The 23,872-nt window shown below is 68.0% G+C and carries 23 protein-coding genes and 1 riboswitch; of the genes, 9 read left to right on the top strand and 14 right to left on the bottom strand.

Features of this window, described 5'->3' with window-relative positions:
* Positions 1-6 precede the first annotated feature (6 nt).
* On the bottom strand, positions 7-270 hold the full coding sequence (locus tag DFJ65_RS17405; RefSeq protein ID WP_170144014.1) for a PqqD family protein: 264 nt from the start codon (positions 268-270) through the stop codon (positions 7-9).
* Entirely contained in the window at positions 263-1,141 is an 879-nt protein-coding gene (locus DFJ65_RS17400) for a nucleotidyltransferase family protein (protein ID WP_170144013.1), read from the bottom strand. Before DFJ65_RS17400 ends, DFJ65_RS17405 begins: the two co-directional genes overlap by 8 nt.
* 176 nt (positions 1,142-1,317) lie before the next feature.
* Here DFJ65_RS17400 and DFJ65_RS17170 point away from each other — a divergent pair, with 176 nt between their 5' ends.
* Positions 1,318-1,830 carry a hypothetical protein gene (locus tag DFJ65_RS17170; protein WP_141929120.1) on the top strand — a complete coding sequence of 171 codons (513 nt, stop codon included), beginning with the start codon at positions 1,318-1,320 and terminating at the stop codon, positions 1,828-1,830.
* Between the two features lie 83 nt (positions 1,831-1,913).
* Here DFJ65_RS17170 and DFJ65_RS06740 read toward each other — a convergent pair whose 3' ends face one another.
* The 3 genes from DFJ65_RS06740 to DFJ65_RS06730 all read right to left on the bottom strand — a co-directional run bounded on the left by DFJ65_RS06740 (position 1,914) and on the right by DFJ65_RS06730 (position 5,372).
* Entirely contained in the window at positions 1,914-3,137 is a 1,224-nt protein-coding gene (locus tag DFJ65_RS06740) for an NADP-dependent isocitrate dehydrogenase (protein ID WP_115922366.1), read from the bottom strand.
* Positions 3,138-3,302: 165 nt separating this feature from the next.
* A complete protein-coding gene (locus tag DFJ65_RS06735; protein ID WP_147301339.1) occupies positions 3,303-3,842 on the bottom strand; it encodes a hypothetical protein in 540 nt (179 codons plus the stop codon).
* A 303-nt stretch (positions 3,843-4,145) separates the two neighbouring features.
* A complete protein-coding gene (locus DFJ65_RS06730; protein WP_147301338.1) occupies positions 4,146-5,372 on the bottom strand; it encodes a superantigen-like protein SSL4 in 1,227 nt (408 codons plus the stop codon).
* Between the two features lie 158 nt (positions 5,373-5,530).
* Between DFJ65_RS06730 and DFJ65_RS06725 the strand changes: the two genes are divergently transcribed.
* Positions 5,531-6,511 carry a malate dehydrogenase gene (locus DFJ65_RS06725; protein WP_170144012.1) on the top strand — a complete coding sequence of 327 codons (981 nt, stop codon included), beginning with the start codon at positions 5,531-5,533 and terminating at the stop codon, positions 6,509-6,511.
* A 63-nt stretch (positions 6,512-6,574) separates the two neighbouring features.
* Here DFJ65_RS06725 and DFJ65_RS06720 read toward each other — a convergent pair whose 3' ends face one another.
* The 3 genes from DFJ65_RS06720 to DFJ65_RS06710 are packed head-to-tail and all read right to left on the bottom strand — an operon-like array spanning position 6,575 to position 8,718.
* Complete coding sequence (locus DFJ65_RS06720) at positions 6,575-6,832, bottom strand: DUF3017 domain-containing protein (RefSeq protein WP_147301337.1); 258 nt, start codon at positions 6,830-6,832, stop codon at positions 6,575-6,577.
* Positions 6,829-7,674 carry a bifunctional methylenetetrahydrofolate dehydrogenase/methenyltetrahydrofolate cyclohydrolase gene (locus tag DFJ65_RS06715; protein ID WP_115922361.1) on the bottom strand — a complete coding sequence of 282 codons (846 nt, stop codon included), beginning with the start codon at positions 7,672-7,674 and terminating at the stop codon, positions 6,829-6,831. Before DFJ65_RS06715 ends, DFJ65_RS06720 begins: the two co-directional genes overlap by 4 nt.
* A gap of 48 nt (positions 7,675-7,722) precedes the next feature.
* Positions 7,723-8,718, bottom strand: coding sequence for a DMT family transporter (locus DFJ65_RS06710; protein ID WP_170144011.1), 996 nt, complete (start codon positions 8,716-8,718; stop codon positions 7,723-7,725).
* Between the two features lie 171 nt (positions 8,719-8,889).
* Here DFJ65_RS06710 and DFJ65_RS06705 point away from each other — a divergent pair, with 171 nt between their 5' ends.
* Positions 8,890-9,741, top strand: a complete 852-nt coding sequence (locus DFJ65_RS06705) for an SGNH/GDSL hydrolase family protein (RefSeq protein WP_115922359.1) — start codon at positions 8,890-8,892, stop codon at positions 9,739-9,741.
* 263 nt (positions 9,742-10,004) lie between these two features.
* Here DFJ65_RS06705 and purH read toward each other — a convergent pair whose 3' ends face one another.
* A complete protein-coding gene (purH, locus tag DFJ65_RS06700) occupies positions 10,005-11,606 on the bottom strand; it encodes a bifunctional phosphoribosylaminoimidazolecarboxamide formyltransferase/IMP cyclohydrolase (protein ID WP_115922358.1) in 1,602 nt (533 codons plus the stop codon).
* A gap of 24 nt (positions 11,607-11,630) precedes the next feature.
* Positions 11,631-11,707: riboswitch (ZMP/ZTP riboswitch) on the bottom strand.
* A 43-nt stretch (positions 11,708-11,750) separates the two neighbouring features.
* Between purH and purN the strand changes: the two genes are divergently transcribed.
* Together purN and DFJ65_RS06690 are read left to right on the top strand one after the other, a co-directional pair.
* A complete protein-coding gene (gene purN, locus DFJ65_RS06695) occupies positions 11,751-12,380 on the top strand; it encodes a phosphoribosylglycinamide formyltransferase (RefSeq protein WP_115922357.1) in 630 nt (209 codons plus the stop codon).
* 87 nt (positions 12,381-12,467) lie between these two features.
* The gene (locus DFJ65_RS06690; RefSeq protein WP_115922356.1) at positions 12,468-13,409 is read left to right on the top strand and encodes a hypothetical protein; all 942 of its coding nucleotides are present in this window, start codon (positions 12,468-12,470) and stop codon (positions 13,407-13,409) included.
* A 13-nt stretch (positions 13,410-13,422) separates the two neighbouring features.
* Here DFJ65_RS06690 and DFJ65_RS06685 read toward each other — a convergent pair whose 3' ends face one another.
* The 4 genes from DFJ65_RS06685 to DFJ65_RS06670 form a co-directional block, all read right to left on the bottom strand.
* Positions 13,423-14,637, bottom strand: coding sequence for a cell division protein PerM (locus DFJ65_RS06685; protein ID WP_115922355.1), 1,215 nt, complete (start codon positions 14,635-14,637; stop codon positions 13,423-13,425).
* Between the two features lie 132 nt (positions 14,638-14,769).
* The gene (gene sucD, locus DFJ65_RS06680) at positions 14,770-15,657 is read right to left on the bottom strand and encodes a succinate--CoA ligase subunit alpha (protein ID WP_115922354.1); all 888 of its coding nucleotides are present in this window, start codon (positions 15,655-15,657) and stop codon (positions 14,770-14,772) included.
* 16 nt (positions 15,658-15,673) lie between these two features.
* The gene (gene sucC / locus DFJ65_RS06675) at positions 15,674-16,861 is read right to left on the bottom strand and encodes an ADP-forming succinate--CoA ligase subunit beta (protein ID WP_115922353.1); all 1,188 of its coding nucleotides are present in this window, start codon (positions 16,859-16,861) and stop codon (positions 15,674-15,676) included.
* Positions 16,862-16,910: 49 nt separating this feature from the next.
* A complete protein-coding gene (locus tag DFJ65_RS06670) occupies positions 16,911-17,384 on the bottom strand; it encodes a cobalamin B12-binding domain-containing protein (RefSeq protein WP_115922352.1) in 474 nt (157 codons plus the stop codon).
* A gap of 144 nt (positions 17,385-17,528) precedes the next feature.
* Here DFJ65_RS06670 and DFJ65_RS06665 point away from each other — a divergent pair, with 144 nt between their 5' ends.
* The gene (locus DFJ65_RS06665) at positions 17,529-18,455 is read left to right on the top strand and encodes a M23 family metallopeptidase (RefSeq protein WP_147301336.1); all 927 of its coding nucleotides are present in this window, start codon (positions 17,529-17,531) and stop codon (positions 18,453-18,455) included.
* Between the two features lie 96 nt (positions 18,456-18,551).
* Here the strand turns inward: DFJ65_RS06665 and pcrA are convergent, their stop codons facing one another.
* Positions 18,552-20,987, bottom strand: a complete 2,436-nt coding sequence (gene pcrA, locus DFJ65_RS06660; RefSeq protein WP_115924152.1) for a DNA helicase PcrA — start codon at positions 20,985-20,987, stop codon at positions 18,552-18,554.
* Between the two features lie 122 nt (positions 20,988-21,109).
* Between pcrA and DFJ65_RS06655 the strand changes: the two genes are divergently transcribed.
* From DFJ65_RS06655 to DFJ65_RS06645, 3 genes are all read left to right on the top strand, one after another.
* The gene (locus tag DFJ65_RS06655; protein WP_115922350.1) at positions 21,110-21,715 is read left to right on the top strand and encodes an NAD(P)-dependent oxidoreductase; all 606 of its coding nucleotides are present in this window, start codon (positions 21,110-21,112) and stop codon (positions 21,713-21,715) included.
* Positions 21,716-21,816: 101 nt separating this feature from the next.
* Complete coding sequence (locus DFJ65_RS06650; RefSeq protein ID WP_115922349.1) at positions 21,817-22,332, top strand: GNAT family N-acetyltransferase; 516 nt, start codon at positions 21,817-21,819, stop codon at positions 22,330-22,332.
* A 77-nt stretch (positions 22,333-22,409) separates the two neighbouring features.
* A complete protein-coding gene (locus DFJ65_RS06645) occupies positions 22,410-23,747 on the top strand; it encodes a serine hydrolase domain-containing protein (protein WP_115924151.1) in 1,338 nt (445 codons plus the stop codon).
* The last annotated feature ends 125 nt before the right edge of the window (positions 23,748-23,872 follow it).

Raw genomic sequence — 23,872 nt, 5'->3', positions numbered from 1 at the left:
GCGACATCACCGCTCTCGCAAGATCCCCACCGCAAGCAGTTCCACGACGAATCGGTCGACCTCAGGCGCGAGTTCACTCGGTGGCATGTCGTAGTGAGCCGCCAGGTCACGGATCAGACCTTCGCGCGACGTCCCTGCCTGACATGCCCCCCAAATCGCCGCCGCGGTCTCGTTCATCGCCATCAACGGGCCGTCCGGCAGCTTCGCAACGTAAAGAGTGTCGTCGGTGCATACCCAGCCGACACGTTCACCAATCACAAGGTCAGCCACGTCGTGACCGCCCCCGCCACCATCTCCAACTCTCCTGCCCTGCTTTCGATGCGCGCCGGATGGTCTCCGCAACAATGTCCGACCGTGTCGGCTGCCGTCCCAACTTATGAGACAAATCATCGATATTGACGCGGGGCGCACGTGCGAGGATCCGAATCCGCTGCCGCCACGAGTGCGCTGCACGGTACCGTCCCAACCACTCGGCAGTGCGGCTCCCGCCCTGCGTCACCGCGCTCCAGAGGGTGTAGTCAGGCTCCCCGCTGAAATCAGCGAGATGTCCCGTGGCTGCTGCGAAGGCCACCTGAGCCTGAAGTTGCCCAACACAGCGGTCGATGACCGCCGGATCGATGCCCGGCTCTACGATCCAGCGCTGCACGGGGTCGGCGACGCCCGACCTGGCGGCATTCAGGATCAGAATCGTGGCCTGCATCGGCAAGGACGGAACAGAACCGGTCGCCCCCGCGAGTTGGCGGGGTTGCCGTTCCTTCCACAGCAGCTCGAACGCTTCGTCGGCGGGGAGGTTGATGCCGGGAAACCAGCGATGTAGATCGAAGTAACCCCACAAGTCGTGCACGTACGTCTGTGCATGCTCGAACGGCGACCCATTCGCGAAGGTGCTGTGGATCCGCCAGCCACGGGCACGTAGCGCCGTGTCGAGCCGGCTGACGTGGGCCGGGCGGACCAACGCATCGACGTCTGAGCCAGGTGCTTGTCTCGGGCTGAGGCGAGAATCGACAGCCTCGCCTTTGATGTGCAGCAAGTGAGCGCCGGCATCATCTGCGATGAGCTGCACCGCCGCTCTGCCGAGGACCACACGGACGCCGGAAGGCGCCTCCACCCGCTGTACACCGGTCCCACTCTGCATCGTCATCAGATGCAGCCTAACCCCGGTGGACAGCGACGCGTCTGGTTTCCGTTCTGCCCACTTCGTGCTGTTCCGTTGCCTAGTCCCTACCAGGGGTCTACTATCGGGCTCGGAGAGTCGAAGTCCCGGGGGGCCACCGATCCGACTCGGCACGACCAACGTCGACTCTGAAGGTGGGAATCATGAGTAGAAGCAAGACCGACGGCACCGTCACTCGGCGCAATGTAGCGACATCCGCAGCGTGGGCAGTGCCCGCCGTCGCGCTCGTGTCAGCTGCGCCCAATGCCGCCGCGTCGGTGCCGTGTGTGCCGACCTTCAGTTTCGGTGGCAACAGTTGTAAGTGCCCTGGGCAGTCGACCGACCAGTCGTGGGGGTATTACCTGCAGATCTGCGCGACCGTGAACGGGTGTACTGGTCCGGGCGGCGCGACCAAACTTTATATCTGGGACGTGACGAACAACGCTAAGAAGAAGCTGATACCGAGTGGGGCCAGTTTCCCGCTGGTTCTCGACATCGGAACCGGCAGTGCCTGCAGTACTGGATACCTCCTCTTCAACAGTGAGAGCAGCGCATCGAAGATCCGCTTTCAGTACAGCTTCGCTGCCAACGGAAGCGGCGCTCAATGGAGCAGCGACATCGATGCTCCGCCCAACTGCGGAACTAACGCCAGCGGCGGCTGCCTGCCGCCACGTTAGGTGAGTCGGCGCAGCGAGAGACGCGCCACAGCAGGTAAGCGGCCCCACCGACAGGTCGGGGCCGCTTACCTGTGTCAGCGAAATCAGGCTGCGCTCATCGCCTTCTGCAGGTTCTCGTCGATCGCCGCGAGGAACTCCTCGGTGGTGAGGAACGGCTGGTCCTTGCCGACGAGCAGCGCGAGGTCCTTGGTCATCTTGCCTTCCTCGACCGTCTCGATGCAGACGCGCTCGAGAGTCTCGGCGAACTTGGTGACCTCGGGGGTCTCGTCGAGTTCGCCGCGCTTGGCGATGCCGCGGGTCCACGCGAAGATCGAGGCGATCGGGTTGGTGGACGTCGCCTTGCCCTGCTGGTGCTGGCGGTAGTGACGGGTCACCGTGCCGTGTGCGGCCTCGGCCTCGACGGTCTTGCCGTCGGGCGTCATCAGCACGGAGGTCATCAGGCCGAGCGAGCCGAAGCCCTGGGCCACGATGTCCGACTGCACGTCGCCGTCGTAGTTCTTGCAGGCCCAGACGTAGCCGCCCTCCCACTTCAGCGCGGAGGCGACCATGTCGTCGATCAGACGGTGCTCGTAGGTGAGGCCGAGCTCGTCGAACTGCGCCTTGAACTCGGTGTCGAAGATGCGCTGGAAGATGTCCTTGAACGCACCGTCGTACGCTTTGAGGATGGTGTTCTTGGTCGACAGGTACACCGGCACCTGGCGCTGTAGGCCGTAGTTGAACGACGCGCGGGCGAAGTCCTCGATCGACTTGTTGTAGTTGTACATGCCCATCGCCACGCCGCCGTCTTCGCCGAACTCGGCGACTTCCAGCTCGGTCGGGGCGCTGCCGTCGGCCGGGGTGTAGGTGATCGTCACCTTGCCCTTACCAGGCACTTTGAAGTTCTGCGCCTTGTACTGGTCACCGTGGGCGTGGCGCCCGATGATGATCGGCTTGGTCCAGCCCGGCACCAGACGCGGGATGTTGCTGATGATGATCGGCTCGCGGAAGATCACGCCGCCGAGGATGTTGCGGATCGTGCCGTTGGGGCTCTTCCACATCTCCTTGAGGCCGAACTCCTCGACGCGGGCCTCGTCCGGGGTGATCGTCGCGCACTTGACGCCGACGCCGTACTGCTTGATCGCGTTGGCTGCGTCGACGGTGATCTGGTCGTCGGTCGCGTCGCGCGACTCCATGCCCAGGTCGTAGTACTTCAGATCGATGTCGAGGTACGGGTGGATCAGGCGGTCCTTGATGAACGCCCAGATGATGCGCGTCATCTCGTCACCGTCGAGTTCGACGATGGGGTTCTTGACCTTGATCTTCTCCATGCGGTGGCAGGCTCCTGAGTCGGCGTGGTGACGGCGTTGTTCGCTCGCAACAGGTTATCCCTGACCGGCAGCGAGCGAACAACCCGGCCGCTACCGGCCGGTCAGGTACGCAACGACAACGGCACTCCAAGCGCCTTGGAGTGCCGTTGTCGTTGTATACGTCGGTTAGGAGGCAGCGGCGCTGACGGCAGTGCCTGCCGTGCCCACACTGTCGCTGCCCGACGCACTCCGCGCCTGCGGCGCGCGGCTGCCGGTGTAAGGACCCAGCGTTCCATTGCGTCGCTCGAAGGTCAGGTCCGCAGCAGGCTGCGACCCAACGCCATCCTGGTCGATCGTGATTGACCGTTGCGTCCAATACGTGACGTTGTTACAGAGGTTGTCCGGTTGGGTGAAGGTTGCCGTCACGTTGAAACCACCCAGGCGAAGTCTGCCGTCGGCGCTGACACTCGCCGGGTTGATCGGGCACGTGTAGGTAAAAACATAGGGCGTGTACACGAGGCCGTCCGCCTTAGTCGCCGGAGTGCCGCGGACCGGGCCGGACCAACACGTCGAGTGCCCGCTGTTCGTGGCCCAGGTAGCGGTCTGGTTGCCGATAATCCAATATGTGAGGACCGCGTTCGAGATCACAGCGGACGACTGCACGTCGTACAGGTATAGGCCGAAGGGAGCACCATCTGGCCCGTTGCCGTTGACCGTTGAGTCCACCTTGAGGGTGTACTTGCAGCTACCTAGAGACGTGGGCGAATTCAGCACCCAGCCGTTGATTCCCGGATCCTTCCGGAGTGAGGCCGCTGCGGGGGGCGCGGCACTTGCGAGTGCCACAACTGGCGCAGCCCAACCCATCCCCTTGGCCACCGTCCGACGCTTCACACTGCTTTCCGAAGTCATACTTTCCCCACTAGGTCGTGCCCGCTACATCGTGCGCAGTCGCGCACTCCCGAATCTGCCAGGCGGCAGGTCCGACGCGATTATCGCACAAACATGGAAATGCGTCTCGCGGTCGATGAACTAACGGGCACTCTCCACACCCACGGATGGCGCCGCCGTCGTCGTCAGGCCCGGATCGGTCGAGGCCGACTCCTGTTCAGTGGTCGAGCTCGGCGTCCACTGGCGGCTCGAGCTCGGTGTCCATTGCCTGTTCGAGCTCGGTGTCCATTGCCTGGTCGAGCTCGGTGTCCATTGCCTGGTCGAGCTCGGTGTCCATTGCCTGGTCGAGCTCGGGGTCCATTGCTCGGTCGAGCTCGGCGCCACGTAGGGGTTGGAGGTCGAACTCGGCTCCGCTGCGGAGTTGCTCGCCGCGGCATCGGTCGAGTTCGCGGACTCCTGGGTCGAGCTCTGCGTGGTGGTCGACGAGTGTGCCGCAACGGGATTGGACATCGGAACGACCCACGCCTTGCTCTGGTCGGCCGCCCAGATGGTGCGACCCCAGATCGCGATGTCGGCCGCCTTGACGCCGGTGGTGCCCTCGACGCACCCGTCGGCGGAGCCGTTCGCCTCTTCGGCGAGCGCGGCCACCCGAATGCCGCAGTTCTGTCTGCTGGCGACGTAGACCCGGTAGCCCTGCCCCGAGCCGGCGGTCGAGATGCCGGTGGCGTTCTTCACCGTGCCGACCGTCGACCAGGTGGCGCCTGAGTCGGTGGTGCGGCGCACCACGCCGCCGTCGCACAACACATTGGCGCGTTCGGCGGTGTCGGTGGCGAGGTCCTTGATCGTGCCGGTCGCGCAGGCTTTCGCCGTCGCCTTGCCGGTGTGCAGCAGCGTCGACACGTCCGCCGGGTTGATCGCCCAGCCGGGCCGCGTCTCGGTCGCCTTCGCACCGGTGTCCTCGAGCACGAGGGTCGCCGGCTTGCAGGCCTCGTTGAGACCGGTCAGCACCGGCCGTCCGTTGTCGTCGGTGCTGACCGACGACACCATGCGCAGATCGACCTTCGGGCCGGCCTTCCAGGTGGCACCGGAGTCTTGACTGCTCGCCACGGTGACCGAGCCACCGCACGCGGAACCGGTGATCACCCGCCACGCGCTCGCCGCGCCGGTCGGCACCACGATCACCCGGTCGGGCGCGGCCGCAGCGGTCGAACTGCTCGCGGTCGTCGTCGCCGACGAGGGGGTCGATGACGTCGCCGTCACATCGGCGCCCGGCGCCGTCTGGTCACCGGGACGCAGCGCCCACGCGACGAGCGCAGCGTCGATGATGACAAGCAGCCCCAGAGCGAGCCCCCACAAGCTTCGACGCACGGCGACGTCCTTCCCAGAAGTCGAAATTCCTCGGACAGTATGCCCGTCTTGTCACATACGTCCCGCCCCTACCGCGTGTCAAGGCTGCCGCACGCGGCCTCGCGGGCCGCTGATACTTTCGACCGGTACCCACCCGTAGTCGTCCTGAGGGGATGAACGTGAGCAACACGCCTGTCAAGGTTGCCGTCACCGGCGCCGCCGGCCAGATCGGTTACAGCCTTCTTTTCCGCATCGCCAGCGGTGCGCTCCTGGGCCCGGAGACCCCGGTCGCCCTCCAGCTGCTCGAGGTCACCCCGGCGCTGAAGGCGCTCGAGGGCGTCGTCATGGAACTCGACGACTGTGCCTTCCCGCTGCTGCACTCCGTCGAGATCGGCGACGACGCCGAGAAGATGTTCGACGGCGCCAACGCGGCCCTGCTGGTCGGCGCCATGCCGCGCAAGGAGGGTATGGACCGCTCCGACCTGCTCTCCGCCAACGGCAAGATCTTCACCGGCCAGGGCGCCGCGCTGAACAAGGTCGCCGCCGACGACATCAAGATCCTCGTCACCGGCAACCCGGCCAACACCAACGCGCTCATCGCGAAGGAGAACGCTCCCGACATCCCGGCCGAGCGCTTCAACGCCCTCACCCGCCTCGACCACAACCGTGCGAAGGCGATGCTCGCCAAGAAGCTCGAGGTGTCGGTCAGCGAGATCAAGGACCTCGCGATCTGGGGTAACCACGACGACTCGATGTACCCCGACCTCTACAACACCAAGGTGGGCGACAACATCGCCGCCGACCTGGTCGACGAGGCCTGGATCAAGGACGAGTACATCCCGACCGTCGCCACCCGCGGCGGCGCGATCATCAAGGCCCGCGGCGCCTCCTCGGCCGCCTCGGCCGCGTCCGCGACCATCGACCACATGCACGACTGGCTGCTCGGCAGCGACGAGATCGTGTCGATGTCGGTGCCTTCCGACGGCTCGTACGGCGTCCCGGAGGGCATCATCTCCTCCTTCCCGTGCCGGGTGAAGGACGGCAAGTACGAGATCGTGCAGGGCCTGGAGCTGAACGAGTTCAGCAAGGAGCGCATCCTCGCCTCCGCCAAGCGCCTGCAGGACGAGCGCGCCGCAGTGGAGAAGCTCGGCCTCATCTGAGCCACCCCACGACGACGAAGGGCCCCGGGATCTCCCGGGGCCCTTCGTCGTCGATCTGTGCGGTCAGAGTTTGACCAGCGTGAACACCACGATCAGCGCGATGGTGACCAGGCCGTAGAGCACGACGTCGGTGCCCCTACGGCGCACCGCCACGGCGCCGGCGAATCGGTCCGGCGCGACCGCCCGCATCAGCGCACCCAGACCGGTGGTGGCGGCCAGCAGGTAGCCACCGGTGCGCACGTCGAGCACCATCGCGAACAGCGCGACGAGCGCTCCGGCGACCAGCACCCACCAGGCCGGCCCCAGTGGCGGACGCCTCACGAGGCCTGCTGCTCGGCGATCGCCACCAGGTTGCTCAGCAACATGGCGCGCGTCATCGGCCCCACGCCACCGGGGTTGGGGGTGATCCAGCCGGCCACCTCAACGACGTCGGCTGCGACGTCGCCGGCGATCTTGCCGTCGCGCCGGCTGACACCGACGTCCATCACCGCGGCCCCCGGCTTCACCATGTCCTTGGTCACCAGGTCGGGCACGCCGGCGGCGGCGATGACGATGTCGGCCTCACGCACCTGGTCGGCCAGGTTGCGGGTGCCGGTGTGGCACAAGGTGGTGGTGGCGTTCTCGGAGCGGCGGGTCAGCAGGAGTCCGAGGGGTCTGCCGACGGTGAGCCCACGGCCGATGACCACGACGTGGGCACCGTCGATCGGCACCTCGTAACGCCGCAGCAGTTCGATCGCGCCGAGCGGCGTGCACGGCAATGGACCGTCCTTGCCCAGCACCAGCTTGCCGAGGTTCATCGGGTGCAGACCGTCGATGTCCTTGTCCGGCGAAACCCTTGACAGCAACGCGAATTCGTCGAGTCCGGTCGGCTGCTGCACGATGAATCCGGTGCACTCGGGGTTGGCATTGAGGTTGTCGATCACCTGCTCGACCTCGGCTTGGCTCGCGGTGGCCGGCAGGTCGTGCCGGAAACCACGCACCCCGATCGAGGCGCAGTCCTTGTGCTTCGCGCCGACGTACCAGTGCGACGCCGGGTCGTCGCCGACGAGCACCGTGCCCAGGCCGGGAACGACACCCTTGTCGGCCAGTGCCGCGACGCGGGTGCGCAGTTCGTCCTTGATTGCTCGCAGGGTCGCCTTGCCGTCCATCACGATCGCCGTCACGGTGCCCCATCCTGCCAGGTCGGCCGTGCTTGCGTTCGACCCGATCGCCTACGGCGAACGGTTGCCCGCCACGCGGCCCTGGCGGCTGCGACGTGCCGTGATCATCGGCCCGACTCCTGCCGCGACGGCCGCCAGGAGGGTGATGGCGAGCCCGACGATCAACTGGGGTCCGACGAGGTCGCGGGACGACGCGAGATCGAGCACGAGGGCGGCAAGGAGTTGCCCGGCGATCGACAGCAGCCCGAACACCAGGACGCCGGTGACCCGCACACCCCACGCGGTGAGCGCGATGAAGACGATGCCCAGGAGGCCGCCCGGCAGCGCCCAGAGCGGCACGTCGTGCGGGATGCTCCAGTCGTCGGTGCCGTTGCGCGCCACCGACACGATGCTCACGACGACAAGGGTGATCGTTCCGACCAGGAAGTTCTGCCAGGTGGTCGCCATCGGGCTGCCGTTGGCGACCGAGACCCGGCCGTTGAGTGCTTGCTGGACGGCGAGCCCGATGCCGACCGCGAAGGTTGCGAGCGCCGGCAGCAGGTGCAGTTCGCCGCCGCCACGTCCGGTCGCCGACACGACCACGCCGGCCACCGCGACCAACGCCGCGACCACCCGCAACCCGGTCACCGTCTGGACACCCACCGGGCCGAGGCCGAACCGGTCGACGGCGAGCGCGCTGAGAGTCTGCCCGCCGACGACGGCAACACTGAAGATGGTCACGCCGATCAGCGGCACCGACCAGGCCTGCACGGCCACCAGCGTGCCGCCGACGACACCGCCCAGACACTGCCACCAGGCCAACCTCCGCTCGCGCAGCGCCCGACCGATGCCCGCGACGCCGCGACGCACACTCGGCACGAATAGCACGGCGAGACAGAGCACTACGAGGCCCGACGCGAAGCTCCACAGAGCAGCGATCAGGGGCTGAGAGGTGTGCTCGCTGATGGCGCCGTTCATCCGCGACTGCACCGCCAGCAGCGCCCCCGACACAACTACGGCGGCAAGGGCGAGCGGTCGCGCGGCGATGGTCGAACGGGTGGAAGTCATCGAAGCCATCATTGCGTCATCCGTCCGACCTGCGGACAACCGGTCCATGAGCTGAGCCGGACTGGGGTCTTGTCAGCGCAGTTGACTCACCAGTAGAGTCGCCGGCCGTGTGACTTCGGACACATGAAATGCGTTATCCCCCACCGTTTCTCGGACCCCCGAAGGATCCTCATGCGACGTCTCCCCCTGATCACGGCGGCAGCGCTCGCGGTCACCGCAGCCCTCGGTGCCGCGCCGTCCGCGACCGCTGCCCAGCTCGACTACGTCGCCATGGGCGACAGCTACAGCGCAGGCTCCGGCATCCTGCCCTTGGCCTCCGGATCCAACCCGTTGTGCACCCAGAGTGCGGTCAATGCCGCCCACGTGATCAGCTCGGCGAAGGGGTTCACCCTCAAGGACGTCACGTGCGGCGGCGCGCAGACGAAGGACTTCGCGGGCAACCAGTTCGGTGTCGTCGCTCCGCAGTACAACGCCCTGTCGGCCGACACCGACCTGGTGACGCTGACCATCGGCGGCAACGACGGCAACGTCTTCGTCAACAACGTGCTGACCTGCGGCACGCTCGGCACTCTCACCCTCGGCATCGGCAAGCCCTGCACGAACCACTTCGGTAGCTCGCAGTTCGATCTCATCAACAACGAGACCTACCCCGCGATCGTCCAGACGTTGCAGGGCATCAAGGCGCGGGCACCGAAGGCGCGCATCGCGATTGCCGGTTACCCGCAGATCATGCCGCAGGACGGCACGAGCTGCTTCTTCACCATGCCGATCGCGAAGGGCGACGTCCCCTACCTCAACCAGTTGGAGAAGACGCTCAACTCGGCCGTCTCCCGGGCAGCGGCGGCGATGGGCGTGACGTACGTCGACATGTGGACGGCGAGCACCGGCCGCGACGCGTGCAAGCCCGCGGGCACCCGCTGGGTCGAGCCCGCACTCTGGGGCACCAACTACGTGCCGGTTCACCCGAACGCCGCAGGCGAGCGCGCCTACGCCAATCAGTACATCGTGACGCTGGGTCTGTAAACCCAACTGGCGCGGACACGGTGAACCCCCGGCGAATGCCGGGGGTTCACCTGCTTCGTCCACGGCCTCAGCAGAACGGGAAGCCCTCAGACCTGCAAAGCAAGTGGTGGCACCCAACGGTGACCACGATGGAAGGCTCACGGCGTCGGGACGGCTCGTCCGGGTAGCGACAAAGGAGCCCCCGGACGAACGCCGAAGGAGGCGCCAAAAGGCAGCGCCGTAGGAGGCGCCAAAGGCATCGCCGAAGGAAACGCCAGAAGGAATCAGTGTGCGAAATGCCTCGTGCCAGTGAAGTACATCGTCACGCCGGCCGCCTCCGCAGCATCGACGACTTCCTGGTCACGCATCGAACCGCCCGGTGCGACAACGGCTTTCACGCCGGCGTCGATGAGCACCTGCAGTCCGTCGGCGAACGGGAAGAACGCATCCGAGGCGCCGACGGCTCCCTGCGCACGCTCCGCCCCGGCGCGGTTGACCGCGAGGTGGGAGGAGTCGACCCGGTTGACCTGACCCATGCCGACCCCGACGGACGCGCCGTCCTTGGCGAGCAGGATCGCGTTCGACTTCACGGCGCGCACGGCACGCCAGGCGAAGTGCAGGTCGGCCAGCGTGGCCGCGTCGGCGGCGGCACCGGACACCAGCTTCCAGTCGGCGACGTCGTCACCACCGGTGATGTTGCCGTCGGCGTCCTTCACCTGGGCCTTGAGGTCGTCGGCGTCCTGCAGCAGCATGCCGCCGAAGATGTGCCGCATGTCGCCGCCCTGACGGCGGGCGGGCACCTTCAGCAGCCGAATGTTCTTCTTGCCCTGGAGAATTCGCAGCGCTTCCGGTTCGAAGTCGGGGGCGATGACGACCTCGGTGAAGATGTCCTTGACGGTGTCGGCCATCTGGGCGGTGACGGTGCGGTTGGCCGCGATGACGCCGCCGAACGCGGAGACCGGGTCGCAGGCGTGCGCCTTGCGGTGGGCGTCGGCGATGTCGGTACCGACGGCGATGCCGCAGGGGTTGGCGTGCTTGATGATCGCGACGGTCGGCTGGTCACCGTGGTCGTACGCGGCGCGGTGCGCGGCGTCGGCGTCGGTGTAGTTGTTGAAACTCATCGGCTTGCCGTGCAGCAGCTCGCCTTGAGCAAGGCCGGGTCCGCCGGGCCGGAAACCGTCGTCGTACAACGCAGCCGTCTGGTGCGGGTTCTCGCCGTAGCGCAGCGTCTGCGACTTGGTCCAGGTGGCGCCGATCCACGCCGGGTAACCGTCGCCGTCCGAACTGTCGGTGAGCACATTGCCCATCCACGACGCGACGTGCACGTCGTAGGTGGCGGTGCGCACGAACGCCTGTGCCGCCAGGGCCTTGCGCTGCTCGAGGGTGAAGCCTCCGGAGCGCACCGCGTCGAGCACCTCGGCGTAGGTCGCCGGGTCGGTGACGATCGCGACACTCGGGTGGTTCTTGGCGGCGGCGCGCACCATCGACGGGCCGCCGATGTCGATCTGCTCGACGCACTCGTCGGGCGAGGCGCCCGAGGCGACGGTCTGGGTGAACGGGTAGAGGTTGCTGACGACGAGGTCGAAGGGTTCGACACCGAGTTCGCCAAGTTGCGCGAGGTGCTCGGGCTTCCGCGTGTCGGCGAGGATTCCGGCGTGCACTCGCGGGTGCAGGGTCTTCACCCGTCCGTCGAGGCATTCGGGGAAACCGGTGAGGTCTTCGACCTTGGTGACCGGCAGACCGAGCGAGGTGATGAGCGCGGCCGAGCCACCGGTGGACACCAACTCGACCCCGGCGTCAGCCAGGCCCCGGGCGAGATCCTCGAGCCCGGTCTTGTCGTAGACGGAGATGAGGGCGCGCTTGATCGGGCGCTGATCGACGGACATGACACTCCTACGGTCGCAAGGTTCCGCGTGGACCCAGGCGATCGATCCACGCACTGTCACTCCCTGGTGGTCACCCACCTGCGCCAGTCGTGTGCCACCAGCGTACCGATTCGCGCGAGTGGTGCCGACCGGTAGCCTTCCGACGTGAACTCCCCCGCCCGTGTTGTCGTGCTCCTGTCCGGTTCCGGTTCGCTGCTCCAGGCGTTGCTCGACGCGTGTGCCGACGAGGCGTACGGCGTGCAGATCGTGGCCGTCGGCGCCGACCGGCCAGGCGTGGTCGGCCTCGAACGGGCCGAGCAGGCGGGCGTGCCGACGTTCGTGCTGCGCACCAAGGACTTCCCCGACCGGCAGGCATGGGACCGGGCGCTCGGCGAGGAGGTCGCCACCCACCGGCCCGACCTGGTGGTCTCGGCCGGCTTCCTGAAGCTGGTCGGCCCCGATTTCCTGGCCCGCTTCGGCGGCCGCTACCTGAACAGCCACAACGCGCTGTTGCCCTCCTTCCCGGGCATCCACGGCCCGGCCGACGCGCTGGCGTACGGCGTGAAGGTCACGGGGGCAACGCTGTTCGTCGTCGACGAAGGCGTCGACACCGGTGTGATCGTTGCCCAGTGCGTCGTGCCGGTGGAAAATGGCGACGATGTCGACACGCTCACCGAGCGGATCAAGCAGGCGGAGCGCCCACAACTCGTCGAGTACGTCGGTCGGATGGCCCGCGAGGGTTACCGGATCGACGGGCGCCGAGTGCTTCTGGGTGACGAACCACAGGGCCGCTGACCCCGGTCGACCCCTCGAATTTCGTAGGCTCACCACGGAGTCCCGCCGGTCCCGAACGGCGGGCACGTCGCACAGCGGGGAGGGACGATGACCAACCGGCACCGATCGGCGGACAGCGACCCCGTCGAGCTGCGCGCCCAGGCCGTGATCCTGGAGCATTCCGCATCGGTGCTCTCCGCGACCGCCGAGACCTTCACCCGGTCGCGCCCCCACCTGAACGACAGCGCGTTGGAGGATTCCACCCGGCGCACCTTCACCGTCTACGGCGCTGCAACCGCGGGCCTCGGGGACGCGGTCGGTGAACTCGGCGAGTTCGTGCGGCTGATCGCCGATCGCGCCGACCCCGCCGGGGTCACCGGCTCGGAGGACGCCGAGGCGACCCACCCGCGGCGAGACCCGACGCCGCCGAGCGTGCCGTCGACCGCGCTGAGCGAGTTGCACGAGCTCGCGACCGTGATGTCCGAAGCCGTCACTCCGATCTCGCGTCAGCGGGTCAACCTCCTGTCGGCGGCGGCCGCGCTCGTCACCCAACTGCCTGCCGAGCAGCTACCCCGGTTCGTCTACCTGAGTTCCAGCCTGGCTACCCGGATGCTGCAGTTGACCGAGGGCCTCACGGCGTCCGGTCGGGCGTTGCTCGACTACTCCGCGGCGCTGGAACGTCAGGCCGAGGCCTCGGACGACAAGCCCGAGACCGATCAGGGCGGTCCGCGCACCTTCGACGGCGGCGCGCATCCGCACACCCCGCTTCCCGGTGAAGCAGTGCGTGATCAGTTGGTCGGCGCCCCGAGCCGCGACCTCGACGGCACGACGTCCGTCGACCACGAGGTCGACTTCCTGCGTGCCCGCAATCTGGAGTTGCTCGACGACCAGGTCTTGCGGTGGTTGCCGTCGCAGGCCCAGCATTCGGACGACGTCGCGGCCGCCGTGCGTGCCCACGTGTCCCGCCCCGAACACACCGGCGCGCACCACCCGGGCACCATCAACGTGCTCGACACCGTGGTGCCGGTGGAACTCCCGTCCGACCGCTGACCGCCGCGCGGGCTCAGCGGAAGCGTCGCCAGAAGTGCAGCGCGGTCGCCGCCAGGCAGGCGCCCAACGCCAGTTCGACCGCCCCGTAGACCACTGACGTCCAGGCCGGACCGATCAGGTCGAGCTGCCCCGGGCTCATTCCGGCGCGGCTGAACCACAGCAGCACCGCCAACCCGATCGTGGCCACGCCGGCCGCCGATGCGGCAACCTGCACCTTGCGGCCGATGTGGGTCAGCGTCGGCATTGACGCGGTCGCGCGCCAGCCGATGAAGGCACCCACGAGCACCGGGACGAGCAGCACGGCGTGGAAGAACGCGGCCAGCGGTCCGGGCTCCGGCAACGCGCCGAGCAGCGGCACACTCGGCAGGATCGTTGCTTCGGCCGAGCCCGTCGACAGGTTGCCGGCGCCCAGCGCGAGTGGTGCGCCGGTCATCCAACCCACGCCGAAGAGAATCAGGTTCGGCACGATGAGCAGTTGCGCGAACCACAGCAGGGCGACCCCGCTGCCGCTGACGTCGAGCAGCGCGGCGACCTTGCCGACACGGTCGAGACGCATCATGACCAGCAGGAAGACGAGCAGGGCGCCGGTCGTGAACAGCACACCGAGACCCTCGGCGGCCGGACGGACCGCGCGGCGGACATTCAGGTGCAGTCGCTCGGCGGCCGCTTCCAGCCACGGCAGCCGGACGCCTTCGCCGTCCCGGCGGATCGACCAGGCGACGCCGGCGAGCACCACCACGACCACTCCCGGCAGCAGCGTCCAGAGCCGCACCGGGGCGGGCCCGATGTGCGACACCGCGCCCGCCGCCAACGTGGAGACGAGGAAGCCGAGCCCGAAGGCGATCGAGGTGCGTTGCTGCTCCTCGCCGGCTGCGTCGCTGTCGTCGAGGGCGTGCTGCACGGGCCGATACGCGAACCGGGTGATCACCACCAACAGCGCGGTGGCCACCATCGGCGCGAAGTGAAGTGCTTCGATGCCGTTGTGCGGCACCGAGATCGAGCCGCGCAGACTCAGCCCGAAGGCGCTCGACGCGATGGCCAGAGCGTTCGACCATTCGGTCGAGGTCCGCGGGTCGAGCGTCCACGACGCCAGCACCGGCACGAACAGCACGAGCGTGAACGCGACAGGAGCCAACGCACCCGACCCGAAGGCGATCGCGTACGGCGGGGTGCCGCGATCGTCGGAGGTGCGTTGGCTGGTGGGGGCGATCCGATCGAGCAGGCTCATTGCCCAGTCATGGTGACCCGAACGGGCGTCGACATGCGGCAGGCGCGCCGTCGCCCGGGCAATCCCCGGCAATCCTCACGAAGGACGAAGGCCCCCGAGCATTGCTCGGGGGCCTTCGTCAGAACCTGCTGCTCAGAGCGACTGCATGATCTCGCGCATCAGAGCGGCGGTCTCGGACGGCGTCTTGCCGACCTTCACACCGGCGGCCTCGAGGGCCTCCTTCTTCGCCGCCGCGGTGCCGGACGAACCCGACACGATCGCACCGGCGTGGCCCATCGTCTTGCCCTCGGGGGCGGTGAAGCCCGCGACGTAGCCGACGACCGGCTTGGTGACGTGCTCCTTGATGTAGGCCGCGGCGCGCTCCTCCGCGTCGCCACCGATCTCGCCGATCATCACGATCGCGGCGGTCTCGGGGTCGGCCTCGAAGGCCTCGAGCGCGTCGATGTGGGTGGTGCCGATGATCGGGTCACCACCGATACCGATGGCGGTCGAGAAGCCGAAGTCCTTCAGCTCGTACATCATCTGGTAAGTCAGCGTGCCCGACTTCGACACCAGACCGACCTTGCCCGGGCCGGCGATGTCGGCCGGGATGATGCCGGCGTTCGACTGTCCGGGGCTGATGATTCCCGGGCAGTTCGGACCGATGATCCGAGTGGTGCCCTTGTCCTTGCTGTAGTTGTAGAACTCGGCGGAGTCCTTGACCGCGATGCCCTCGGTGATGACGACCACCAGCGGCATCTCGGCGTCGACGGCCTCGATGACGGCGGCCTTGGAGAAAGCCGGCGGCACGAAGACGACCGACACGTCGGCACCGGTCTCGTCCATCGCTTCCTTGACGGAACCGAAGACCTTGACCTGCTTGCCCTCGGGGAAGTCGACCGTCTGGCCGGCCTTCTTCGGGTTGACACCGCCGACGATGTTGGTGCCGGAGGCGAGCATGCGCGTGGTGTGCTTCATGCCCTCCGAGCCGGTCATGCCCTGGACGATGACCTTGGAGTCAGCGTTGAGAAAAATCGACACGAGTCTTCTGTCCTTTTCAGTTCGCGGCGGCGGCCAGCTCAGCGGCCTTGCGCGCGGCGCCGTCCATGGTCTCTTCGATGGTGACCAGCGGGTGGTTGAAGTCGGCGAGGATCTGACGGCCCTCCACGACGTTGTTGCCGTCGAGGCGGACGACCAGCGGTTTGGTGGCCGAGTCGCCGAGGGTCTTGAGCGCACCGACGATGCCGTTGGCGACCGCGTCACACGCGGTGATGCCACCGAAGACGTTCACGAAGACCGACTTGACCTGCTCGTCGTTCAGGATGACGTCGAGGCCGTTGGCCATGACCTCGGCGGAGGCTCCACCACCGATGTCGAGGAAGTTGGCCGGCTTCGCCTTGCCGCCGGTGTGGTCTTCGCCGGCGTAGGCGACGACGTCGAGGGTCGACATGACCAGGCCCGCGCCGTTGCCGATGATGCCGACGTTGCCGTCGAGCTTGACGTAGTTGAGGTTCATCGCCTTGGCCTTGGCCTCGAGCGGGTCGGCAGCGGCCTTGTCCTCCAGCGCCTCGTGGGCCGGCTGGCGGAAGGCGGCGTTCTCGTCGAGCGAGACCTTGCCGTCGAGCGCGACGATGTCGCCGTCCTCGGTCTTCACCAGCGGGTTGACCTCGACCAGCGTCGCGTCCTCGTCGCGGTAGACCTCCCACAGCTTCTGCAGAACCGGGATGATCTTGGCGCCGGTCTCGTCGTCGAAGCCGGCCTCGGCGACTATCTCCTTGGCCTTGGCCTCGTCGATGCCGACGTTCGGGTCGACGGCCACGCGAGCCAGAGCCTCCGGGCGCTCCACGGCGAGCTGCTCGATCTCCATGCCGCCCTCCTTGGAGCACATGGCGAGGTAGCTGCGGTTGGCGCGGTCGAGCAGGATCGAGAAGTAGTACTCCTCGGCGATTTTCGCCCCCTGCGCGATCATGACGGTGCCGACGGTGTGGCCCTTGATGTCCATGCCGAGGATCTGCTCGGCGAACTGCTCGGCCTCGTCGGCGGTCTTGGCGACCTTGACGCCGCCGGCCTTGCCGCGGCCACCGGTCTTGACCTGCGCCTTGACGACGGTCACACCGCCGGACTTGGGGCCGATCTCCTCGGCGGCGGCCTTGGCTTCGGCGGGCGTCGTGGCGGTCTTACCGGCCAAAACGGGAACGCCGTGCGCTTCGAACATGTCGCGCGCTTGGTACTCGAAAAGATCCACGCGGAATCCATCCTCTTCTTGTGGTCAAAGGGATTGTCCGCCTCGGAGCCTAGCCCTCCGCAGTGACCGCCTCGGCTCCGGTCCCCACATGGGTGTGCACCCACTCGACGACGCTGGTGGTCCTTGTGCCGGGAGTGAAAATCGTGGCGACGCCGAGCTGAAGCAACTGCGGAATGTCCTCCTCCGGGATGATTCCGCCACCGAACACCACGATGTCCTCGGCGTCCTTCTCCCCCAGAAGCTTCATGACATCGGCGAACAACGTCATGTGCGCACCGGACAGCACGGACATGCCGATCGCGTCGGCGTCCTCCTGGATCGCGACCTCGACGATCTGCGCCGGGGTCTGGTGCAACCCGGTGTAGATGACCTCGAAACCGGCATCGCGCAACGCGCGGGCGATGACCTTCGCACCCCGGTCGTGTCCGTCGAGGCCCGGCTTGGCGACAACGACGCGCAAGGGGGCGGCAGACCCGGAGGTCTCGGGCGTCTCGGCGTTGGGTGCACCAGCGGGATCACTCATGGTCCCAAGGGTAGACCGGCCCGTTCAGTACTGGCGGCTGTGGTGTTGTTCACAGGTTCCCACGATCGAGTCGCAGGTCACGGGAAGGTCACGGTAGGGTTTGTCGCGCTCTGCCCCCCGAACAAAGACAAGTTGGTTCCCCCTGTGACTCGATACAAAGGCCGCCATCGGCATGCACCGTCACCCTCGCTGCTCAAGCGGGGCAAGGTGATCCTGCCGACGACCGCGGTCGTTGCCGGCGCGGTGGCTGTGGGGGCAGTCTCCACCGCGAACGGCGCGACGCTCGGCTCGGCGTCGATGCTGCTGCAGACGACCGACGCCAAGACTGCCTGGGCTGTCGCCGGCACCGCCACCAGGGCCGACACCCAGGCGTCCCGGTCGCAGACCCGCGCTTCGGCCGCCGTCGACGCCAAGGTGAAGGCGGCTGTCGACGCCCGCGCCAAGGCGCGCACCGCCGCGATCTCGCGCGCCGACACGTTGCGTGCTGCCGCCAAGAAGAAGGCCGTGCTGGCCGCGATCAACACCGCGACCCCGGCCCAGGACCACGTCGAGGCCACCGACGCCTCGTCGACCTCGTCTAGCAGCACCCAGTCGCTGCCCACCCAGGGCGGCATGTCGGCGTCGACGCGCACTCCGGCAGCCCAGACCGGCACCCAGGGCGGTGGCGGCTACCTCTGCCCGATCGCCGGCTGCGGCGGTCACTTCACCTCCGGCTACGGCTTCCGCTCCTCCCCCGGCGGTATCGGCTCCACCAACCACGGCGGCATCGACCTGTCCATCCCGGTCGGCACGCCCCTGCGGGCGATGCGTGCCGGCACCGTCACCGACGCCGGCTGGTACGGCGGGTGTGGCATGCGCATCGTCGTCGACTACGGCAACGGTGTGAGCTCCTGGTACTGCCACCTCAGCGGCTTCGCCGCCAGCCCCGGCCAGCAGGTCGGCGCCGGCGAGGTCGTCGCGTGGTCGGGCAACACCGGCAACTCCACCGGCCCGCACCTGCACCTCGAGATCCACCTCGGTGGCGTGCGCGTCAACCCCTACCCCTGGCTCGCTGCCCGCGGACTTGTTTAGCGTGAGCCTTCCAGCGTGGTCGCCCAGGAGCCACCACCGGCATTGACAAACCCGACAGGGAAGCCCGCCGCAACGTGCGGCGGGCTTCCTTGTTGCTCAAAGCTTTTCGACCTTTCCGTAGCGCAGCGCGAGGCGCTTGACGCCGTAGTCGCCACCGAAGTCGATGTGCGCGATGGTGCGGTCGCCGGTGCCTTCCAACCGGACGACGGTGCCGAGACCGAACGAGTCGCTGGTGACCCGGTCGCCCGCGTCGAGCGAGGGAATCGGGTGGTTGCCCGGGCTCTTGACTCCCGGTCGCGCCGCCAGCCGCGCCACCGCAGGAGTCGACGACGGCCGCATGCTCGTGGTCGTCACCCGCTGCCAGTCGATCAAGTGACTCGGGATCTCGTCGAGGAATCGTGACGGCGGGTTGTACTGCGGCGCGCCCCAGGCAGATCGCACCTCGGCCCGGGAGATGTGCAGCCGCTCGCGGGCGCGCGTGATGCCGACGTACGCCAGCCGGCGCTCCTCCTCCAACTCCTTCGGATCCCCGAGCGCACGCACGTGCGGGAAGGTGCCGTCCTCCAGACCGGTGAGGAAGACGACCGGGAACTCCAGCCCCTTCGCCGTGTGCAAGGTCATCAGCGTGACGACGCCCCGGTCGTTCTCGTCGCCGTCGGGGATCTGGTCAGCGTCGGCGACCAGCGAGACCTGCTCGAGGAAGTCCTCGAGCGAACCCTCCGGGTATGCCTCATCGAATTCCCTTGCCACTGCGACGAGTTCAGCGAGGTTCTCGATGCGGGTCTCGTCCTGCGGGTCGTGGCTGGCACGCAACTCGGTGAGGTAACCCGACCGGTCGAGGATGACCTCGAGCAGCCCACCGACTCCACTGCCTTCCTCCTCACGGGCGACGCGGAACGACTCGAGCATCGAGGTGAACCCCTCGATGGCCGCGACGGAGCGGGTGGCGATGCCCGGAGCATCGGCCGCCTGCCCGAGCGCGGCGACGAACGGGATCCGCTCGCGCTCGGCGAGCGCCGACACGCAGGCCTCGGCGCGGTCGCCGATGCCTCGCTTCGGGGTGTTGAGGATGCGCCGCAGGTTCACGGTGTCGAGCGGGTTGGAGACGACGCGCAGGTAGGCGAGCGCGTCCTTCACTTCCTTGCGCTCGTAGAACCGGGTGCCGCCGACCACCTTGTAGGGCAGACCGACGCGCACGAAGACCTCTTCCAGTGCTCGCGACTGCGCGTTGGTGCGGTAGAAGACCGCGACGTCGCCGGGTTTGACGCCGTGCTCGTCGCCAAGTTGGTCGATCGCGCGGGCGACGAACGCCGCCTCGTCGTGTTCGGAGTCGCCGACATAGCCCACGATCGGCGCGCCGTCGCCGGAGTCGGTCCAGAGGTTCTTCGGACGCCGGTCGGGGTTGCGCTCGATCACCGCGTTCGCGGCCTGCAGGATCGTCTGGGTCGAGCGATAGTTCTGTTCGAGCAGGATGGTGCGAGCGTTCGGGTAGTCCTGCTCGAACTCGATGATGTTGCGGATCGTGGCGCCGCGGAAGGCGTAGATCGACTGGTCGGCGTCACCCACCACACACAGTTCGGCCGGCGGCACCTGCCCGACGGCCGGGTCGTCGGTGCCGCTGCCGACGAGTTCCTTCACCAGTTGGTACTGCGCGTGGTTGGTGTCCTGGTACTCGTCGACCAGCACATGCCGGAACCTGCGGTGGTAGTACTCCGCAACGTCCGGGAACGCCTGCAGGATGTTGACGGTCGTCATGATGAGGTCGTCGAAGTCGAGCGCGTTGGCCTGGCGCAGACGGCGCTGGTATCCGGTGTAGGCCTCGGCGAGCATCCGCTCCTGGTCGGTGCCCTCGACGACCCTGCTGGCGTAGGTCTCCTCGTCGACGAGTTCGTTCTTGAGGTTGCTCACCTGGTGGCTGAACGATCGCGGCGGGTAGCGCTTCGGGTCGAGGTCGAGGTCGCGCATCACCATCGCCATGAGCCGCTGACTGTCGGCGGCGTCGTAGATCGAGAAGGTCGACTTCAGCCCGACCTTCGTGGCCTCGCGGCGCAGGATGCGCACGCACGCCGAGTGGAAGGTCGACACCCACATCGCCCGGGCGGGAGGCCCGACGAGTGCCTCGACCCGCTCGCGCATCTCGGCGGCGGCCTTGTTGGTGAAGGTGATCGCGAGGATCTGACCGGGCTGCACCCCGCGGGCACCCATCAGATAGGCGATGCGGTGGGTCAGCACGCGGGTCTTGCCCGAGCCGGCGCCGGCCACGATGAGCAGGGGTGCCCCCTGGTGCAGCACGGCTTCCTTCTGCTGCGGGTTGAGCCCTTCGAGCAACGACTCCGGGTCGCGCATCGACGGCCGGCGCGGCCCGTCGCCCGCGGCGGCCCCGCCAGGTGCGTCGTGGCCGAGGCTCGCCCAGGTGGGGACGCCGTGTTCGTCGACCTCGGTGGAGGCGGACGGCGTGCTGGGCGCACGGTGCGGGGACGCCGATTCAGGGCTCAGGCCGGGCAGGGGAAGGTCGTCGAACAGGCTGCTCATCTCGCCCACCAGGGTACGTCGGGGCACCGACAACGCCCCTCCCGCGCCTCGCACCACCGACCGACGGAATATTCCGGACCGTTCGGAGTTGTTGTTGATGAGTCAACTACAAAGGAGAGCTCATGAAGATCCTCGTTCTCGGCGGCACCGGCATGGTCGGATCGGACATCGCCAAGGAGGCCGCGCGCCGCGGCCACGACGTCACGATCGCCTCGCGCTCGGGCAGCACCGTCGGCGACCTCCCGTCCGCAACGATCGACCTCCAGGACACCGACGCCCTGGTCAGCGCCGCTACCGCCTACGACGCACTCGTCCTTGCCGTGCCGTCCGACCGCACCGGCGGTGACACGGCCCCGACGATCGAGGCGCACCGCCGCCTGATCGCTGCCGCACCGCAGACCCGCCTGTTCGTCGTCGGTGGTGCCGGCGCCCTGTCCGTCGGTGACGTCCTGCTCAAGGACACGCCTGAGTTCCCCGCCGCCTACAAGCCCGAGTCCGACGCCTTCGCAGCGGTGCTCGACCTCTACCGCGCCGCCGAGGGGCTCGACTGGACGATGCTCGCGCCGTCGCCGATGATCGCGCCCGGCCCGGCCGGCGAGCCCGTGCTCGGCACCGACAGCCCGGTCGGCGACTCGGTCACCACCGGCACCTTCGCGGTCGCCGCGCTCGACGAGCTGGAGCAGCCGGCCCACCGCGGCACCCGCTTCACCGTCGCCGACACGGCCTGACGCGGCACGACACAGAGCAGTTTCCAACGCTGCCCGACGTCGACGGGCCACGACCTGAACCGGTCGTGGCCCGTCGCCGCATCCGCACTAACGTGCGGAGGATGATCACCCTCGTCGAACCGTCCGAACAACTGCGCGACTCCTGGCGGGAGTCGCGAGATGAGTTCCGCGACAGCCACATTCACGGCTACTCGATCTTCGGGTTCACCGAGGAGGAGCTCGCGACAGATGACGGCTTCGACCGCTGGCTCGCCCAGCAACGCCGCAACCTCACCGACCCGCCGGAGGGCTACGTGCCGTCGGCGCTGTACTGGATCGTCGACGACGAGGAGCCGGCGCGGGTGCTCGGCTCGCTCAACCTGCGGTTCGCGCTCAACGACTTCCTGCGTGAGCAGGGCGGTCACATCGGCTACGGCGTGCGCGCCTCGGCCCGCCGGCGCGGGGTGGCGACGGCGGCGCTGATGGCGTCGCTCGACAAGGCCCGCGAGCGCGGCATGGATCGGGTGCTCGTCACCTGCGAGACGACCAATCTGGCGTCCGCTCGCACCATCGAGCGCTGCGGCGGCGTGCTGGAGGACGTGCGCGGCGACAAACGCCGTTACTGGATCACCCTCTGACGTATCACTTCCGATACGCAGGGATGGGGAGATTCGACACTGCGAGCACGCGCAGCAGCGGCTGGTTGGATGGCCCGATGGACGTCTCGCAACGACTTCACGCCGCGCTCCTGCAGCAGCAACGCGAACACCGGGCGCCGTCGGTCTCGTGCGCACTGCTGCGCGACGGCGACGTCGCGTGGTCTGACGCCGTCGGGCACCTCGACGGCCGCCCGGGCTCGGCACTCGCCACGACCGACACGCCGTACCGGATCGGATCGCTGACCAAGACCTTCGTCGCCGTCGCCGTGCTGCAACTCGTCGCCGAAGGACTCATCGACCTCGACGACCCGGTGACCGACCACCTGCCCGAGCTCGGCGACTCCATGCGCCGCGTGCCGGTGGCCGCGCTGCTCAACCACTCCAGCGGCCTGCACGCCGAGACCGAAGGGCCGTGGTGGGAACGCAGCGACGGCGTCACCTGGGAGGAAGTGCTGCCCAGCATCCGGCGGGCGCACCGCATCGGCGCGCGCTTCCACTACTCCAACGTGGGCTACGCAGTTGCCGGGGAAGTCGTTGCCCGCCAACGAAATTGTTCGTGGTTCGAGACGGTGCAGCAACGCATTCTCGCACCGCTCGGCATGACTCGCACCAGCTACGACCGGCCCGACGACGCCGCTCCCGGCTGGGCCGTGCACCCGCACACCGACCTCCTGCACGCCGAACCCACCCACGACTCACGGGCGATGGCACCCGCCGGACAGCTCTGGTCGACGGTGCTCGACCTGGCCGTCTGGGCGCGCTTCCTGGCCCGCGGCGACGCCCGCGTGCTGCCCGACGACCTGCGCCTCGACATGCAGGTGCCCGGCGCCATCGACGACACCGCCGGCGGACGGTGGGTGCGCGCCTACGGGCTCGGGCTCGACATCTTCAACATCGACCGGCGCCGATTCATCGGTCATGGCGGCTCGATGCCCGGTTACCTCGCCGCGCTCCGCATCGACCCGACGAACGGCGACGGTTTCGTCGTGCAGGCGAACACCACCGGCAACTTCGACCTCGACCTCGGCTACGACCTGTTGGAGATGCTCGACGAGTCGCTCCCCCGCGACGTACAGCCTTGGACGGCAACGGGTTCGGCCACCGAACTCGACGTCACCGGCACGTGGTTCTGGGGCCCGCGGGAGCATGTCGCGACCGTGCACGAGGGCGTGCTCGACCTGCGTCCGACGAGGTCGGGGCGCGGGTCGCGCTTCGTCACCCATCCGGACGGTGGCTGGGTCGGCCTCGACGAGTACTACGCCGGCGAGCGACTGCACCTGCACGAGGTCGAGGGCACGCAGTACCTCGATCTCGGCAGCTTCCGCTTCAGTCGCACGCCGTACCATCCGGAGTCGGACATTCCCGGCGGCACCGACCCCGCCGGTTGGCACTGACGAAGTAGAGGCACCACCGGATGATCAACTCGATCGAGCACCTGCTGCTCGGGGTGCCGCTGTTGCTGGTCTACCTCGGCGTGACCCTGGTGGTCGGCGTCGAAAGTCTGGGCATCCCGCTGCCC

The sequence above is a fragment of the Calidifontibacter indicus genome (genome assembly GCF_003386865.1).
Lineage (GTDB): Bacteria > Actinomycetota > Actinomycetes > Actinomycetales > Dermatophilaceae > Yimella > Yimella indica.
Note: the sequence above shows the minus strand (reverse complement) of the source record. Positions and strands in the feature narration are given on the sequence as shown.

Excerpts from the sequence above, each read along its gene's own strand:
- DFJ65_RS06655 (WP_115922350.1), top strand. The coding sequence starts at position 21,110 with ATGAAGATCCTCGTTCTCGGCGGCACCGGCATGGTCGGATCGGACATC.
- DFJ65_RS17400 (WP_170144013.1), bottom strand. The coding sequence starts at position 1,141 with ATGACGATGCAGAGTGGGACCGGTGTACAGCGGGTGGAGGCGCCTTCC.
- DFJ65_RS06705 (WP_115922359.1), top strand. The coding sequence starts at position 8,890 with ATGCGACGTCTCCCCCTGATCACGGCGGCAGCGCTCGCGGTCACCGCA.
- DFJ65_RS06645 (WP_115924151.1), top strand. The coding sequence starts at position 22,410 with ATGGACGTCTCGCAACGACTTCACGCCGCGCTCCTGCAGCAGCAACGC.
- DFJ65_RS06690 (WP_115922356.1), top strand. The coding sequence starts at position 12,468 with ATGACCAACCGGCACCGATCGGCGGACAGCGACCCCGTCGAGCTGCGC.
- DFJ65_RS06710 (WP_170144011.1), bottom strand. The coding sequence starts at position 8,718 with ATGACTTCCACCCGTTCGACCATCGCCGCGCGACCGCTCGCCCTTGCC.
- pcrA (WP_115924152.1), bottom strand. The coding sequence starts at position 20,987 with ATGAGCAGCCTGTTCGACGACCTTCCCCTGCCCGGCCTGAGCCCTGAA.
- purH (WP_115922358.1), bottom strand. The coding sequence starts at position 11,606 with ATGTCCGTCGATCAGCGCCCGATCAAGCGCGCCCTCATCTCCGTCTAC.
- DFJ65_RS17170 (WP_141929120.1), top strand. The coding sequence starts at position 1,318 with ATGAGTAGAAGCAAGACCGACGGCACCGTCACTCGGCGCAATGTAGCG.
- DFJ65_RS06685 (WP_115922355.1), bottom strand. The coding sequence starts at position 14,637 with ATGAGCCTGCTCGATCGGATCGCCCCCACCAGCCAACGCACCTCCGAC.
- DFJ65_RS06670 (WP_115922352.1), bottom strand. The coding sequence starts at position 17,384 with ATGAGTGATCCCGCTGGTGCACCCAACGCCGAGACGCCCGAGACCTCC.
- DFJ65_RS06650 (WP_115922349.1), top strand. The coding sequence starts at position 21,817 with ATGATCACCCTCGTCGAACCGTCCGAACAACTGCGCGACTCCTGGCGG.
- DFJ65_RS06740 (WP_115922366.1), bottom strand. The coding sequence starts at position 3,137 with ATGGAGAAGATCAAGGTCAAGAACCCCATCGTCGAACTCGACGGTGAC.